General features: G+C 67.6%; 13 protein-coding genes. 8 read left to right on the forward strand and 5 right to left on the reverse strand.

Annotated features, from left to right (window positions below; translation table 11 throughout):
- Positions 1-189 precede the first annotated feature (189 nt).
- Complete coding sequence (locus AB0D12_RS27235) at positions 190-1,398, reverse strand: glycosyltransferase (RefSeq protein ID WP_362688028.1); 1,209 nt, start codon at positions 1,396-1,398, stop codon at positions 190-192.
- Positions 1,399-1,757: 359 nt separating this feature from the next.
- Here AB0D12_RS27235 and AB0D12_RS27240 point away from each other — a divergent pair, with 359 nt between their 5' ends.
- On the forward strand, positions 1,758-2,042 hold the full coding sequence (locus tag AB0D12_RS27240; RefSeq protein ID WP_362688031.1) for a hypothetical protein: 285 nt from the start codon (positions 1,758-1,760) through the stop codon (positions 2,040-2,042).
- 147 nt (positions 2,043-2,189) lie between these two features.
- Here AB0D12_RS27240 and AB0D12_RS27245 read toward each other — a convergent pair whose 3' ends face one another.
- Complete coding sequence (locus AB0D12_RS27245) at positions 2,190-2,429, reverse strand: chaplin (RefSeq protein WP_362688034.1); 240 nt, start codon at positions 2,427-2,429, stop codon at positions 2,190-2,192.
- Between the two features lie 928 nt (positions 2,430-3,357).
- Between AB0D12_RS27245 and AB0D12_RS27250 the strand changes: the two genes are divergently transcribed.
- From AB0D12_RS27250 to AB0D12_RS27260, 3 genes are all read left to right on the forward strand, one after another.
- Positions 3,358-3,591, forward strand: a complete 234-nt coding sequence (locus AB0D12_RS27250; protein ID WP_362688037.1) for a chaplin — start codon at positions 3,358-3,360, stop codon at positions 3,589-3,591.
- Positions 3,592-3,837: 246 nt separating this feature from the next.
- Positions 3,838-4,488 (forward strand): DUF4360 domain-containing protein, encoded by a 651-nt coding sequence (locus AB0D12_RS27255; RefSeq protein ID WP_362688040.1) that lies wholly within the window; start codon positions 3,838-3,840, stop codon positions 4,486-4,488.
- Positions 4,489-4,692: 204 nt separating this feature from the next.
- Positions 4,693-6,738, forward strand: coding sequence for a translation factor GTPase family protein (locus tag AB0D12_RS27260; RefSeq protein ID WP_362688043.1), 2,046 nt, complete (start codon positions 4,693-4,695; stop codon positions 6,736-6,738).
- Positions 6,739-6,825: 87 nt separating this feature from the next.
- Here the strand turns inward: AB0D12_RS27260 and AB0D12_RS27265 are convergent, their stop codons facing one another.
- A complete protein-coding gene (locus tag AB0D12_RS27265; RefSeq protein WP_362688046.1) occupies positions 6,826-7,617 on the reverse strand; it encodes a maleylpyruvate isomerase family mycothiol-dependent enzyme in 792 nt (263 codons plus the stop codon).
- Between the two features lie 310 nt (positions 7,618-7,927).
- Between AB0D12_RS27265 and AB0D12_RS27270 the strand changes: the two genes are divergently transcribed.
- Positions 7,928-9,139, forward strand: a complete 1,212-nt coding sequence (locus AB0D12_RS27270) for a pyridoxal phosphate-dependent aminotransferase (protein ID WP_362688049.1) — start codon at positions 7,928-7,930, stop codon at positions 9,137-9,139.
- A gap of 92 nt (positions 9,140-9,231) precedes the next feature.
- Complete coding sequence (locus AB0D12_RS27275) at positions 9,232-9,618, forward strand: hypothetical protein (protein ID WP_327325747.1); 387 nt, start codon at positions 9,232-9,234, stop codon at positions 9,616-9,618.
- Between the two features lie 197 nt (positions 9,619-9,815).
- Here the strand turns inward: AB0D12_RS27275 and AB0D12_RS27280 are convergent, their stop codons facing one another.
- Positions 9,816-10,406 (reverse strand): helix-turn-helix transcriptional regulator, encoded by a 591-nt coding sequence (locus AB0D12_RS27280; protein WP_362688052.1) that lies wholly within the window; start codon positions 10,404-10,406, stop codon positions 9,816-9,818.
- 225 nt (positions 10,407-10,631) lie between these two features.
- Positions 10,632-12,455, reverse strand: a complete 1,824-nt coding sequence (locus AB0D12_RS27285; protein WP_362688055.1) for a phosphoenolpyruvate carboxykinase (GTP) — start codon at positions 12,453-12,455, stop codon at positions 10,632-10,634.
- Positions 12,456-12,751: 296 nt separating this feature from the next.
- On the opposite strand from AB0D12_RS27285, the gene AB0D12_RS27290 reads away from it, so the two are divergent.
- Together AB0D12_RS27290 and AB0D12_RS27295 are read left to right on the forward strand one after the other, a co-directional pair.
- Positions 12,752-13,429, forward strand: coding sequence for a hemolysin III family protein (locus tag AB0D12_RS27290; RefSeq protein WP_362688058.1), 678 nt, complete (start codon positions 12,752-12,754; stop codon positions 13,427-13,429).
- Between the two features lie 186 nt (positions 13,430-13,615).
- A complete protein-coding gene (locus AB0D12_RS27295; protein ID WP_362688061.1) occupies positions 13,616-14,254 on the forward strand; it encodes a TetR family transcriptional regulator in 639 nt (212 codons plus the stop codon).
- The last annotated feature ends 51 nt before the right edge of the window (positions 14,255-14,305 follow it).

Consider the following 14,305-nt stretch of genomic DNA (forward strand, 5'->3'; position numbering starts at 1 on the left):
CCGGCGTGAGTCCGTCGGCGACGAGCAGTCCCGCGGCGGAGCCGCGTCTGCCGAAGCTGCGTGAGCCGAAGCCGCGCGGGCCGAAGCTGCGCGGGCCGAAGCTGCGCGGGCCGAAGCTGCGCGGGCCGAACGGGGTGGCCCGGCCTGTCGCCTGGGCGATGTGGGACGTCGGCGCGCTCTCCGTGGTCATCACTGGGTGCGCTTCCTCGTCCTGGGCCGGGGCGAGCCCAGCAGTTCCTGATGCGGGAGTAGGTGGTGCAGCAGTTCCTGGTAGAGGCCCGAGACCGCTGCGGCGGTCTCCCGCACGTCGTATGTCGCCCGTGTGTGGGTCCGGGCCTGGTGGCCCAGCGATCGCCGCAGTTCCGGCGCGGTGAGCAGCGTCGTGAGCGCCGCCGCGAGGGCCGGCGGGTCCTCCGGCGGTACGAGTCCGAAGGCTTCGTGGCCGGGCGGCAGACTCTCGCCGGCCCCGCCGACGTCGGACAACACGACAGGAAGGCCGCAGGCCATCGCCTCCAGCGGGGCGAGCGCCACGCCCTCCCAGCGGGAGGGGAGCACGGCGACGTCCGCCGCGCGGAACCAGGGCCTGGTGTCCCGGCACACCCCGGCGAACACCACGTCCGGAGGGGCGAGTCGCATCAGCGCTTCCCGGTCGACCCCGTCCCCGACCAGCACCAGACGGGCGTCGGGCACGGCCGCGCTCACCTGCGGCCAGGCTTTCAGCAGGATGTCCTGGCCCTTCTGCCGGCAGAGCGGGCCGACGCAGACCACCAGGGGCGCGGCGGCCGGGATGTGGCTCAGCTGCGGCAGCGCGGCCCGCGCAGACGTGCTGCTCACCGTGTCGTCGGGGCTGAAGTGGCGCAGGTCGATGCCCATACGGACAACGGCCCAGCGGGCGGCGATTCCGGCCTGCTCCCCGGCCCTCCGCTCGGTCTCGCTGACGCACAGGGTCCGGGTGGTCCAACGGGTCCCGTACCGCTCCCACTTCAGCGCCAGTTCGGCGGCGCGCCCTTCCACCGCGTCGAAGGACCAGGCGTGCGGCTGGAAGACGGTCGGAACACGTCCGCGTACGGCGAGGCGGGCGGCGAGCCCTGCCTTGGCGCTGTGCGCGTGGACGAGATGGGGGCTGCTGCGGCGGATGAGGCCGGCTGCGGTAAGGACTTCCCTGACCAGCTGGAGGCCCGGGGCGCCTGCGGCGGCCCAGGTGTACACCCGGGCTCCGGCCGCCGCGGCGTCCGACGCGAGCGTCCCGCCGGGCGGGCAGGCCACGACAGTTCGGAAGCCTTCGGCGACCTGTGCCCTGACCAGGTCGGTGACGACGCGTGCGACTCCCCCGTCCACCGGCTGCACCAGGTGAAAAATCGTCAGTTGGCTCTTCTCACTCCAACTTCTCTGCAGCACGGGCGGCTCTCTTCGTACGCGGACTTCAGATGGCTCGGGCGAGCAGCGCCGCCGTGAAATTCAGCGGCGAGAATCTGCCGACACAAAGAGAACGCGGTGCCGTTCCAGCCCGTACGCCTTCCGTGCCGCTCGGAGAGCCGGAGCATTGGTTCGTCGCTGTTCGCTCCGGCGGCGCCGTTCCGGAGCATGTTCGTTCAACGTAACAAAGTAGGAGTGCACTTTGTCAGAAAGCTAGTTGGAAATCACGTAGGACTCGCCGGTACCGAAAGGCCAGAAGCCAGGGGTGCCTCCTGCGGTCGCGTGTCGTTACCCATGTCGACGGCGGCGAGAAACGCAGCCGGAGAACAGGAGTCGTAGAGATGAAGTACTCAAGGGTTGCTGCGATCATTGCCGGCTCCGTGGTGGCAATGGGGGCGGCATCTCCCGCGGTCGCCGCGACGACGCCCATGCCCCCCACGACCCTCAAGGCCGGCCTTGACCAGGCCCTTGGCCAGACACTGCCGAGCAGCGACGAGTCCATGGTGGCCAAGGTCGCCGACACGGCGATCGACATGAACAACGTCAAGGGCGACGCCCCTCAGCAGGCTCTGAAGAGCACGGGCGCGGTCACCCCGATGCTGGGCGGCATCCAGCTGGGCGGCTGAACGGGCCGTCTGCGGCAGCATGTTCGGGAGGGGGTGCGACCGTCGGCGGTCGCACCCCCTCCCGCTTATGCACAGCTCAGAACAGCGAGAGGGTGGCGCCACCGATCGGCAACGGTGGCGCCACCCTCGTGTGGCGAAGCGCGGGGGTCAGCCGTTGGAGGCGGCGTTTCCGGAGGCCGAGTTGAGGAGGCCGACCACGTTGACGGTGTTGCCCGCGACGTTCACCGGGACGTGTACCGGAGCCTGGACCAGGTTGCCGGAGACCACGCCCGGCGATTCGTTGGCGGTGCCGTTCGCCTTGGAGTCGGCGAACGCGGAACCGGAGGCGGCACCGGCGGCGAGACCAGCGGTGACCAGCACCAGGGCGGCCTTCTTGGCAGTCTTCATGGAAATAGCACCTTCTGCTCGATGTTCTGCCCACAATCAGGGCTCACACAGATCGAAACGGGTTCCCCATAGAGATGACACGGCCGATGATGCTGGTACCCCTGTTCAGCCCAATTACCCTACGAGCGCGCCAATGCGGGCCATGTGAGTGAGCCCGCAGAAACGATCCTCACGAGTCCAGAGGTCGCTCAACATGCCCTGGGCAGGCAGCGTCCGTTCCGTGTTGTACGGACACCTGGCCGGTCGCCGCGATTTTCATATTGTTTTCATCGCCTGATTGCGCGCCGAGTGCCCCCGCGGCGCCTTGATCAGGAATTGTCCGGCTGTGCGGAATTAATTCGGCAAAAGGGTGAATCCGGGGCCGGGTGGCCGTCCCGGAGTGATGGAATGGCGGAGCAGAACGTGTACGGGATCCATCCGGGTAAATACCTCCAGCCGGCGGCGCATTGCGCCGTGGAGCAGTCATGCCACCTGTTGGCATGGCGCATCCGGGTTCGCTCGGCGATCTGCCTCGCCCGGCGGAGGACCTCTCGAAGGCCCTCCGCCGGCATTTAAAACGGGTCACATATGACACAATTGCGGCATTCGAGTGAACGCACGGAACCAAACCCTTCGAACAGAGTTGATCAGCCCGCCCCCGAGCGCCATACGTTCGAGCGGGCACTTATTCAGGGAAACAAAAGTTCCAATAAGGCAGAAAAGGCATACCGAGAAGCAAGAAAAACATTATCGCAAAGAATCTTCCCGGCAGTACGATAACTCTGCCGTGCTGCATACGAGTGACTTTTCGAGTTGGCGGCCATATTGAGGCTTCTTGACGGGAATCGAATCGTTACTAGTCCTGCAGGGGTGTTCATGAACAGGGAACTGGAAGCGCAGCGCGAAGGTCGGGCTTGCGTACAGCACCACTGCTGAAAGGATCAAAACGATGAAGCACACGAAGGCTGCAGTGGTTGTCGCCGGCATCGTCATGGCCATGGGCAGCGCTGCCCCCGCCATGGCGGACGCGGGGGCCGATGGCACCGCCAAGGAGTCCCCCGGTGTCGTGTCGGGCAACGTCATCCAGATTCCGGTCCACGTGCCGGTCAACGTCTGCGGCAACACCGTCAACGTGATCGGCCTGCTGAACCCGGCCATGGGCAACACCTGCTCCAACGACTGACATTCTCCACAAAGCGGCACCGAGGGGCACGAAAGTGCGCCTCGGTGCCGCTTTTCTCTGATGGCTGGTTCCGGCGTATCGACGAGAGGCCGATAACGGCCCTAGCCAGCCCCCGCTTGGCTACCTACCATTCCACTCGATCCGGCTCTTCGAGAAGCACCCGGAAATGCTTGAAGGGTTGACATGGTCACGGCTAGCCATGGTCACTTCCGGATGGACCCCTCACATTTCCCCGATGGGAGAATCATGTCCCGTGCACTTTTAGCGGGTGGCGCGACAGCGGCAATTCTCGCTTCGTTGCTGGCCTCTCAGAACGCTTCCGCCGTTAGCATCACGCCCCCGGACAAAATCACGATCGACATCGCGACAGTCAACGGATCGGGCTGTCGCCCGGGGTCCGCCGCGGTCGCCGTGTCCGAGGACAGCACCGCCTTCACCGTGACCTACAGCGAGTACCTCGCGAAGGTGGGCGTGGGTGCGAACCCGACCGACTTCCGGAAGAACTGCCAGCTCAACCTGGTCGTGCATGTCCCACAAGGCTTCACATACGCGATCGCCAGCGCCGACTACCGCGGCTTCGCGAGCCTGCAGTCCGGCGCCACCGCGATGCAGAAGGCGTCGTACTACTTCCAGGGCTCGCCGGACACAGCGGCCAGAAATCACCCCTTCCGGGGCCCCCTCGACGACAACTGGAATGCGACCGACTCCACGGAATGGGGGCAGTTGGTCTGGGCGGCGTGCGGCGTGAAGCGCAACTTCAACATCAACACTGAAGTGCGGGTCAACGCGGGGACATCGGATCCGAAGAAGACGACCAGCTTCATGACCATGGACTCGACGGACGGTGCCATCAACACCATCTACCGGCTGGCCTGGAAGGAGTGCGACGAGCCCTGACAGGACTGTGCTGAGGTTCTGCGCTCGGACCGGCCGCCCTTCGGTGGCCGGTCCGAGCGCGCGCTTGTAAATCGGTTGCCCCCCGTGTGGCCGTCTGCTGCACTACCCGGGTAACAGCCCGATCGACCCAGGAGACGGTAATGCGCACTGCGTTCATGTCCACCCAGAAGGTAATTTCCACCTGCCTAGAGGACATGACACTTCGTGCGAACGCTGAACTTGGGAATTCTGGCGCATGTCGACGCCGGTAAGACGAGCCTGACCGAGCGGCTGCTCCACTCCGCCGGTGTCATCGACAAGATCGGCCGCGTCGATGACGGCAATACGCAGACCGATTCCCTGGCGCTGGAACGGCAACGCGGCATTACGATCAAGTCCGCCGTCGTGTCGTTCGCCATCGATGACGTCACGGTCAATCTGATCGACACACCCGGTCACCCGGATTTCATCGCCGAGGTGGAACGGGTGCTGAGCGTGCTCGACGGTGCCGTACTGGTCGTCTCCGCCGTGGAGGGCGTGCAGGCGCAGACCCGCGTACTGATGCGGACACTGCGGCGCCTGCGCATTCCCACGCTCATCTTCGTGAACAAGATCGACCGCAGTGGTGCGCGCGACGGACGCGTACTGCGGAGCATCTCCGAGAAGCTGACCCCGGCGGTCATCCCGATGGGATCGGCCGGCGGACTGGGCACCCACGACGCGCACTACGCGCCATACACCGCCGCCGACACCGGCTTCACCTCCGGGCTGGTCGATCTGCTCGCCGACCACAGCGATGCGTTTCTGGCCGCGTACGTCGACGACGAGACGGCAGTCAGTTACGGACAACTCCGCGGCGAGCTGGCGTCGCAGACCCGGCAGGCTCTGGTGCATCCGGTGTTCTTCGGTTCGGCGGTCACAGGCGCGGGCGTGGATTCGCTGATCGCCGGTATCAGGGAGCTGCTGCCCGCGACCGAAGGCGACGCCTGCGGCCCGGTTTCGGGCACAGTCTTCAAGGTCGAACGCGGTTCGGCCGGCGAGAAGATCGCGTACGTCCGCATGTTCTCGGGAGCGGTACACACGCGGGACCGGCTGCGCTTCCGCGGGGACGACGAGGGGAGGGTCACCGCGATCAGCGTTTTCGACCGCGGCTCAGCCGTCCGGCGCGCGTCGGTCGGCGCAGGGCAGATCGGCAAGCTGTGGGGTCTCGGCGCTGTCCGGATCGGCGACGCGATCGGCGCCTCGCAAACCCCGGCCCGGACCCCGGGCCCGGCCCCGGCCCCGGCCCCGGCCCCGGAAGATCAGCATTTCGCCCCGCCGACCCTGGAAACGGTCGTGGTCCCCTGCCGCCCCGCCGACAAAGGCGCGTTGCACCTCGCGCTCACCCAACTCGCCGAGCAGGACCCGCTGATCAATCTGCGGCAGGACGACATTCGGCGAGAGGTATCCGTCTCGCTCTATGGCGAGGTCCAGAAGGAGGTCATCCAGGCAACGCTGGCGGACGACTTCGGTATCGACGTCACCTTCCGCGAGACGACGACCATCTGCATGGAACGGCCGTTCGGCACCGGCACGGCAGTCGAGATCATCGACAAGGAGCCCAATCCGTTTCTCGCGACCGTCGGTCTGCGCATCGATCCGGCGCCGGCCGGCAGCGGCGTCGCATTCCGGCTGGAGGTCGAGCTCGGGTCGATGCCGTTCTCGCTCATGAAGGCGGTGGAGGACACCGTGAAAGAGACGCTGTACCAAGGGATTTACGGATGGGAGGTCACCGACTGCACGGTCACGATGACGCACTCCGGATACTGGCCGCGGCAGAGCCACGCCCACGGCACCTTCGACAAGAGCATGTCGAGCACGGCCGGGGACTTCCGCAATCTGACACCGCTGGTTCTGATGAGCGCGCTCCAGGAGGCGGGCACCAGGGTGTACGAGCCGGTGCACCGCTTCCACCTCGAGGTCCCTGCGGACACGTTCGGACCGGTCCTGCCCGTACTGGCCCGGCTGCGTGCCGTGCCACAAGCACCGGCGATGCGGGGTCCTTCGTACGTGGTGGAGGGCGAGATCCCGGCGGCCGGGGTGCACGAGCTGGAGCAACAACTACCGGCGCTGACACGCGGCGAGGGCGTGCTGGAATGCGCCTTCGACCGGTACCAGCCCGTCACCGGCACAATCCCGGCCCGTCGGCGGACCGACCACGATCCGCTCAACCGCCGGGAGTACCTGCTGCGCGTGGTGCGGCGGGTCGGCGGGCGTCGGGAGGACGCGTGATCTCCGAGAGTGGCCGGGGTGTCCTGAGGCCAAGGGCCGGGTCCTCGCGAGTCCAGGCTGATCGAGTGGCAGGCCCGCCGGTCAGGGTCAGCCGAAGCCGACCCGCTCCAGCCAGAAGTCGAGCAGCGTCCCGTCGCCGAGGATCTCGATGCCGTCGGCGCGGGCCGGCCGTCTGCGGTACACGACCAGCAGCAGGTCGGTCAGCGAGCCGCGCACCGCCACCGCGGCCTTCTCGTGCGTGCGGCGCCAGGCGATCGCGTCGCCGGTGAGGTCCACCAACCACTCCGCCGCCGCCTCCGGCGCGGTGTCCGTAGCGTGGAAGTGGAGCGTGCGGCCGGGGCCGAGGAGCTCGCGCTGCTCGGGGTGGTACTCGAAGATCTGTGGCAGCGAGCCGAGCTCCATCCACTCGTCCAGGGCGTCAATACCGACCTCCTCGTCGACGGCGAACCCCGCGCCGGCGGCCAAGGCCGCGTCGGCCCGGTGGATGACCGTCTCGTGCGCAAAGCGGCGGGCGTAGAACTTCGCCGTCTCTCCGGGGACCGGCGTCCACAGCTCCGCGTCGGGCCCGGCGGCGCGCAGTGCGTCCGCCAGCCGCGCGGCGCCCTCGGCGAGCCAGGGGCCGAGTACGGCCGGATCCTCGTCGGTGTACGCGGAGAGGTCGCGGAAGTGTTCGTCGGAAAGGGGGGACGCCGCCCGGGTCCGTACGATCGCCTCGGCCCAGCGGAGGCCGCCGCCGAGATGCCGCAGCAGCTGGCCGGTGTTCCAGCCCGGGCAGGAGGGCACGGGGACGGTCAGGTCCGCGTCCTCGATGGTGGACCTCAACAGCTCGGTCTGCGCGACGATTTCGTCGCAGTAGCGGTCATGGCTCAGAAGGCTCATGACACGACGGTAGGGCGCACCGCGGACAGCCGGACGGAGACTCGGCAATGACTCGGCGAGAGCTCGCGCCGGAGCCGTACGGCAGTCACAGGTCAATGCGAAGGAAACAGCGAAGGTGACGCGGACAACACCGAACCGATTCCCTCTCGCCCCCGCGACCCAATCCGCAGGTGTCCGGCCCGTCCGGGTGGCCCTTTCGAAGGGACGGAGCCGCTCTCACCGAGAGATACACCAAACCGGACATTCGCGTCCCCTCCCCGTGGCCGAAAACACGGGGCGATCAGCGTTACGCGCCCGTAAGCTCGCAGACATGCAGGTGATCCAGTCGACGAAGCTCGCCAACGTCTGTTACGAAATCCGGGGCCCGGTCCTCGAGGAGGCGATGCGGCTGGAGGCAGCAGGTCATCGCATCCTCAAGCTCAACACCGGCAACCCCGCCGCCTTCGGTTTCGAGTGCCCGCCCGAGATCCTCGAGGACATCCTCCGCAACCTCGGCGACGCGCACGGCTACGGCGATGCGAAGGGGCTGTTGTCCGCACGCCGAGCGGTGATGCAGCACTACCAGACCAAGGGCATCGACCTGGACGTCGAGGACATCTACCTCGGCAACGGTGTCTCCGAGTTGATCCAGATGTCGATGCAGGCGCTGCTCGACGACGGCGACGAAGTACTCGTACCGGCGCCGGACTATCCGCTGTGGACCGCCTCCGTCTCGCTCGCCGGCGGCACCGCCGTGCACTACCGGTGCGACGAGCAGGCCGACTGGATGCCCGACCTCGCCGACATCGAGCGGAAGATCACCGACCGCACCAAGGCGATCGTGATCATCAACCCGAACAACCCCACGGGTGCGGTGTACGGCGACGAGATGCTGCGCGGCCTCACCGAGATCGCCCGTCGGCACAACCTGGTCGTCTGCTCCGACGAGATCTACGACAAGATCCTCTACGACGGCGCCACGCACACGCCGACCGCTGCGATCGCCCCGGACCTGATGGTCCTCACCTTCAACGGGCTCTCCAAGAACTACCGGGTGGCGGGCTACCGCTCCGGCTGGATGGCCGTCTGCGGCCCGAAGGCGCACGCCTCCTCGTACATCGAGGGCCTGACGATCCTGGCAAATATGCGCCTGTGCGCCAACATGCCCTCGCAGCACGCGGTCGCCACCGCGCTCGGCGGCCGGCAGTCGATCGAGGACCTGGTGCTGCCGGGCGGGCGGATCCTGGAGCAGCGGGATGTCGCGTACGACCTGCTCACCCAGATCCCGGGCGTGACCTGCGTCAAGCCGAAGGGCGCGCTCTATCTGTTCCCGCGCCTCGACCCCAGGGTCTACAAGGTCAAGGACGACCGGCAGATGGTGCTCGATCTGCTGCGGACCGAGAAAATCATGGTCGTGCACGGTACGGGCTTCAACTGGCCGGAGCCCGATCACTTCCGGATCGTGACGCTGCCGGCGGCGAACGACCTGGCGGACGCGGTGACGCGGATCGGGACGTTCCTGGACGGCTACAGCCAGCCCTGAGCCAATCCCTAGCAAAAAATCACGACCCGACTCAACTTTAGACAGAATCCAAGCTAGGATGGTCTCCTGACATTGAGCAGGAGGCCATCCCCATGTACGAGCCGATTCGCACCAGGTCACTCCACTCGATGGCCGACGATGCCGAGTACCCGCACCGCAGCCGCGAGGAAGAGCTGGACATCCAGCTCGCCGGGCATCTGTCCGCGCTGCTCGCCGTCACCGACGAGCTCGGTCTCGATACGGCCGCCGAGCGCATCGCGTCCCAGATCTCCCGCCTGCGCGGCGCCCCGCCGGCCCGCCACGCGGGCCTGAGCGGCGCCGATCCTGCGGCCCTGCACCGCCGTGCGCACGCTCTCGCGGGCCGCGCGCTCGTCGTCGCGGCATCCCGCGCCGACACTGCCGCCGCCATCCTCTCCGCCGAGCGGATGGACGCGCACACCGCCGCGCTGACCGAACTGCATCTGGTCGGCGCCCACTGACGGCCCCGGTTCACGGGCCGCGGAGGCGCGTGGGCCGGGTGCCACCCACTGCCCGACGCCTCAACGCCGGAGCCTCCCTCCCCACCGCGGGAAGGGAGGCTCCGGCGTGTCGGCGAACAAGCGCGCCCGCCTCGAGCGGGAACCACGGGCCGCCGGCGGGCGCGGATCATGTGTCGACGCGAGCGTGGAGGTCCCGGTCACGTGCCGGTGGGGCGGGCCCGTACGTGCATGCGCTCGCCCTGCGCCCCGAACAGGCTGAGGAACTCGACGGGTTGGGGTCCGGCGTTGGCGAAGCCGTGAGGAGTACGGGTGTCGAATTCGGCGGCCTCGCCCGCGGTGAGGACGATGTCGTGCTCACCCAGGGCCAGCAGAAGTCGGCCGGACAGAACGTAGAGCCAGTCGTAGCCCTCGTGCGTCCGCTGGTCGGGCCGTACGCCCGACGCCTTGCTGACGGGGAGGATCTGCTTGTAGGCGTGCAGACCGCCGAGATGGCGGGTCAGTGGCACAAAGGTCTGGCCGTGCCGGGTGAAGGGGCGCGGGTGGATACGGGGATCGCCGGTGGGCGGCGCGCCGACCAGTTCGTCCAGTTGCACGGCGAACGCCTTGGCCAGCGGGAGCAGGAGCTCCAGGGTCGGTTTGCGCTTGCCCGACTCCAGTCGCGAGAGGGTGCTGAGCGAGATACCGGTCGTCTCGCTCAGCTGGGCCAGGGTGGTGCCGCGGTCGTGCCGCAGGGCCCGCAGCCGCGGGCCAACAGCGGTCAGCACGCCGGGAATGTCGTCGTCGGCCATCTCACCATTTGCCGCCTCGGCAAGAAAGTTTGTCAAGTCGGCCGGCGCTGACGCCAAGGAGACCGGCTGGGCTGTTGCCGCCCGTCGAGAAAGGCCCGGCCCCCGGTGCCGTGAGGGGGCTCCGGGGGCCGGGGACGCGGCGGACCTGTGTGACCCCACAGGTCAGGGCGGGTGTCGGATTGATCCGCCGCGACGTTTCTTCAGCTGTTCAGCCTTCAGCTGTGCTCAGCCGAGACGGGCGACCAGCGAGCGGTACTCGTCCCACAGCTCCTTCGGCGTGTGGTCGCCGAAGGTGTTGAGGTGCTCGGGGATCAGAGCGGCCTCCTCGCGCCACACCTCCTTGTCGACCTTGAGGAGGAAGTCGAGGTCGGCCTCCGGCAGTTCGAGGCCCTCCGTGTCGAGTGCCTCACGCGTCGGCAGGATGCCGATCGGCGTCTCGACGCCCTCGGCCTTGCCCTCCAGACGCTCCACGATCCACTTCAGTACGCGGCTGTTCTCGCCGAAGCCCGGCCACACGAACTTGCCCGCGTCGTTCTTGCGGAACCAGTTCACGTAGTAGATCTTCGGCAGCTTCGCCTGGTCCTTGTCCGCGCCGACCTTGACCCAGTGGGCCATGTAGTCGCCCATGTTGTAGCCGCAGAACGGCAGCATCGCGAACGGGTCGCGGCGCAGCTCGCCGACCTTGCCCTCGGCGGCCGCGGTCTTCTCGGAGGCGACGTTCGCACCGAGGAAGACCCCGTGGTTCCAGTCGAAGGACTCGGTCACCAGCGGGACGGCGGAGGCGCGGCGGCCGCCGAAGAGGATTGCCGAGATCGGCACACCCTTCGGGTCCTCCCACTCCGGCGCGGCGATCGGGCACTGCGAGGCGGGCACGGTGAAGCGGGCGTTCGGGTGGGCGGCCGGGGTCTCGGACTCCGGCGTCCAGTCGTTGCCCTTCCAGTCGATGAGGTGTGCCGGAGTCTCCTCCGTCATCCCCTCCCACCAGATGTCGTTGTCGTCGGTCAGCGCGACGTTGGTGAAGACGGCGTTGCCCCACAAGGTCTTCATGGCGTTGGCGTTGGTGTGCTCACCGGTGCCGGGCGCGACGCCGAAGAAACCGGCCTCCGGGTTGATCGCGTACAGCCGGCCGTCCTCGCCGAACCGCATCCACGCGATGTCGTCGCCGATCGTCTCGACGGTCCAGCCGGAGATCGTGGGCTCGAGCATCGCGAGGTTGGTCTTGCCGCAGGCGGACGGGAAGGCCGCCGCGACGTATTTCGACTCGCCCTGCGGCGGGGTGAGCTTGAGGATCAGCATGTGCTCGGCGAGCCAGCCCTCGTCGCGCGCCATGACGGACGCGATGCGCAGCGCGTAGCACTTCTTGCCGAGCAGGGCGTTGCCGCCGTAGCCGGAGCCGTACGACCAGATCTCACGGGTCTCCGGGAAGTGCGAGATGTACTTGGTGGAGTTGCAGGGCCACGGCACATCGGCCTGGCCCTCGGCGAGCGGGGCGCCGAGGGTGTGGACGGCCTTGACGAAGAAGCCGTCGGTGCCGAGCTCGTCCAGCACCGGCCGGCCCATGCGCGTCATCGTGCGCATGGAGACGGCGACGTACGCGGAGTCGGTGATCTCGACGCCGATCGCGGACAGCGGCGAGCCCAGCGGTCCCATGCAGAACGGCACGACGTACATGGTCCGCCCGCGCATCGAGCCGCGGAAGATGCCCTGCTCGCCCGCGAAGATGTCCTTCATCTCCGCGGGAGCCTTCCAGTGGTTCGTCGGGCCCGCGTCCTCCTCCTTCTCGGAGCAGATGAAGGTGCGGTCCTCCACCCGGGCGACATCACTCGGGTCGGACGCGGCGTAGTACGAGTTCGGGCGCTTGATCGGGTCCAGCTTCTTGAACGTGCCCTTGGCGACGAGCTCCTCGGACAGGCGCTCGTACTCGGCCTCGGATCCGTCACACCAGACGACGCTGTCCGGCTCCGTGATTGCTGCGATCTCGTCGACCCAGTCGACGAGCTCCTGGTGGTTGGTGGGGACGGTGCCGGGAGCCGCGATGTCGCGCGCCACGATCGCTCCTAAGTGAGGGGTTTGAAGGTTGTTGCCCCGTGGGGGCTGCGACCCGGATGCTTCGTAGCCCGCTCATCCGGTGCCGACCGCACTCATCTGATGATCGGTGTCCTGTGCGCATATGTCCAGAGGACCTCTCACGTGAGCATCACCACTCATCACTCAAAACCTGCAAACCGGAGGTGAGACCTGAGCTGCGAACCCGAAGCCGCGAACCCGGAGCGGGCTCGGGCCAACCGCTGTGAGCCTGGCGCGAAGCGCGCGTTACCTACGGTTGCGTAGGTACCATCCTCGACATGACCTCTGCCGCGCCCGAAGTGACCGAGATAGAGCCGACCCCGGTGAAACCGAGGCTGCGCGGCTGGCTGCACGCCGGAATGTTTCCCGCCGTACTCGTCGCGGGGCTGGTGCTCACGGCACTCGCCGATTCCACCCGCGCCCGGGTGGCCTGCGCGATCTACGTCTTCACAGCGTGCCTGCTTTTCGGCGTCAGCGCGATCTACCACCGTGGCACTTGGGGCCCGCGCGGCGAAGCCGTACTGCGCCGGCTCGACCACGCCAATATCTTCCTGATCATCGCGGGCACCTACACACCGCTGACGATGCTCCTCCTCCCCGATTCCAGCGGCCGGACGCTGCTGTGGGCGGTCTGGGTGGCGGCCGTGGCGGGAATAGCCTTCCGGGTCTTCTGGGTCGGCGCCCCGCGCTGGCTCTACACCCCCTGCTACATCGCGATGGGGTGGGCGGCGGTCTTCTTCCTGCCCGAATTCATGCGCGCCGGCGGAATCGCCGTGCTCGTCCTTGTGATCGTCGGCGGGCTGCTCTACAGCGCGGGCGGCGTGATCTACGGAATCAAGCGGCCGAACCCGTCACCGGGCTGGTTCGGCTTCCACGAGGTCTTCCACTCCCTCACCCTCGCGGCGTTCGTCGTGCACTACGTGGGCATCTCGATGGTCGCCTACCAGCACTCGTAACCCCTCTCACCCCTTCCGGGCGCTCCTTCCGACCACTCTTCCGGCCCTGGCCGTGGCATCGCCGCCACGGCCCATTTTCTTGACACCGGCCGCCTTTCGACAGTTGGCGTCATTTGGCATCAACTCTCCGTACGATGACCACGCGGACGTGACTCCCGCCCCGGTCGATACAGGACAATGACGAACATGGCCGCCACCACACGTACCCCCTCGCGCGACTCGTCCGTCGCCAATGCGCAGCCACAGCCGGGTCTGCGCGAGCGGAAGAAGCTCAAGACGCGGATCGCCATCCGCAGGGCGACGTACGGTCTCATCGCCGAGCAGGGGTACGAGGCGACCACCATCGAGCAGATCGCGGAAGCCGCGGAGGTCTCGCCCTCCACGGTCTTCCGCTACTTCCCGACCAAGGAAGACATCGTCCTCACCGACGAGTACGACCCGCTCATGGAAGCGGCGCTGCGGGCCAGGCCGGCCGGCGAGGACCCGCTGGAGTCGATCCGGCATGTGACGACGCACGCCCTGCGGACCTTCATCCATGAGGAGCGCGAGGAGGTCATCCAGCGCACCAGGCTGATGGTGGAGGTCCCGGCGATCCGGGCCAGGATGACCGAGACCATGGCCACCACCTCGGAGCTGCTGGTCCAGGCGCTGGCCGACCGCACCGGCCGCGACCGCGACGACCTGGACGTACGGATCTTCGCAGCGGCGGTGCTCGGGGCGCTGCGCGAGGTGATGCTGCACTGGGCCGCGCGCGACCACCAGGACGATCTGATCGAGCTGGTGGACCGCGCGCTGACCACGATCAAGGGCGGGCTGAAGCTCTAGCTCCAGCTCCAGGGACTCCGCCCCACCCCCGCGCCTCAAACGCCGGCGAGG

Source organism: Streptomyces sp. NPDC048479, from assembly GCF_040651435.1.
Classification (GTDB): Bacteria; Actinomycetota; Actinomycetes; order Streptomycetales; family Streptomycetaceae; genus Streptomyces.

Bases quoted from the DNA above. Each gene is read 5' to 3' on its own strand.
- AB0D12_RS27240 (WP_362688031.1), top strand. From the start codon at position 1,758: ATGAAGTACTCAAGGGTTGCTGCGATCATTGCCGGCTCCGTGGTGGCA.
- AB0D12_RS27245 (WP_362688034.1), bottom strand. From the start codon at position 2,429: ATGAAGACTGCCAAGAAGGCCGCCCTGGTGCTGGTCACCGCTGGTCTC.
- AB0D12_RS27250 (WP_362688037.1), top strand. From the start codon at position 3,358: ATGAAGCACACGAAGGCTGCAGTGGTTGTCGCCGGCATCGTCATGGCC.
- AB0D12_RS27255 (WP_362688040.1), top strand. From the start codon at position 3,838: ATGTCCCGTGCACTTTTAGCGGGTGGCGCGACAGCGGCAATTCTCGCT.
- AB0D12_RS27265 (WP_362688046.1), bottom strand. From the start codon at position 7,617: ATGAGCCTTCTGAGCCATGACCGCTACTGCGACGAAATCGTCGCGCAG.
- AB0D12_RS27270 (WP_362688049.1), top strand. From the start codon at position 7,928: ATGCAGGTGATCCAGTCGACGAAGCTCGCCAACGTCTGTTACGAAATC.
- AB0D12_RS27275 (WP_327325747.1), top strand. From the start codon at position 9,232: ATGTACGAGCCGATTCGCACCAGGTCACTCCACTCGATGGCCGACGAT.
- AB0D12_RS27280 (WP_362688052.1), bottom strand. From the start codon at position 10,406: ATGGCCGACGACGACATTCCCGGCGTGCTGACCGCTGTTGGCCCGCGG.
- AB0D12_RS27290 (WP_362688058.1), top strand. From the start codon at position 12,752: ATGACCTCTGCCGCGCCCGAAGTGACCGAGATAGAGCCGACCCCGGTG.
- AB0D12_RS27295 (WP_362688061.1), top strand. From the start codon at position 13,616: ATGGCCGCCACCACACGTACCCCCTCGCGCGACTCGTCCGTCGCCAAT.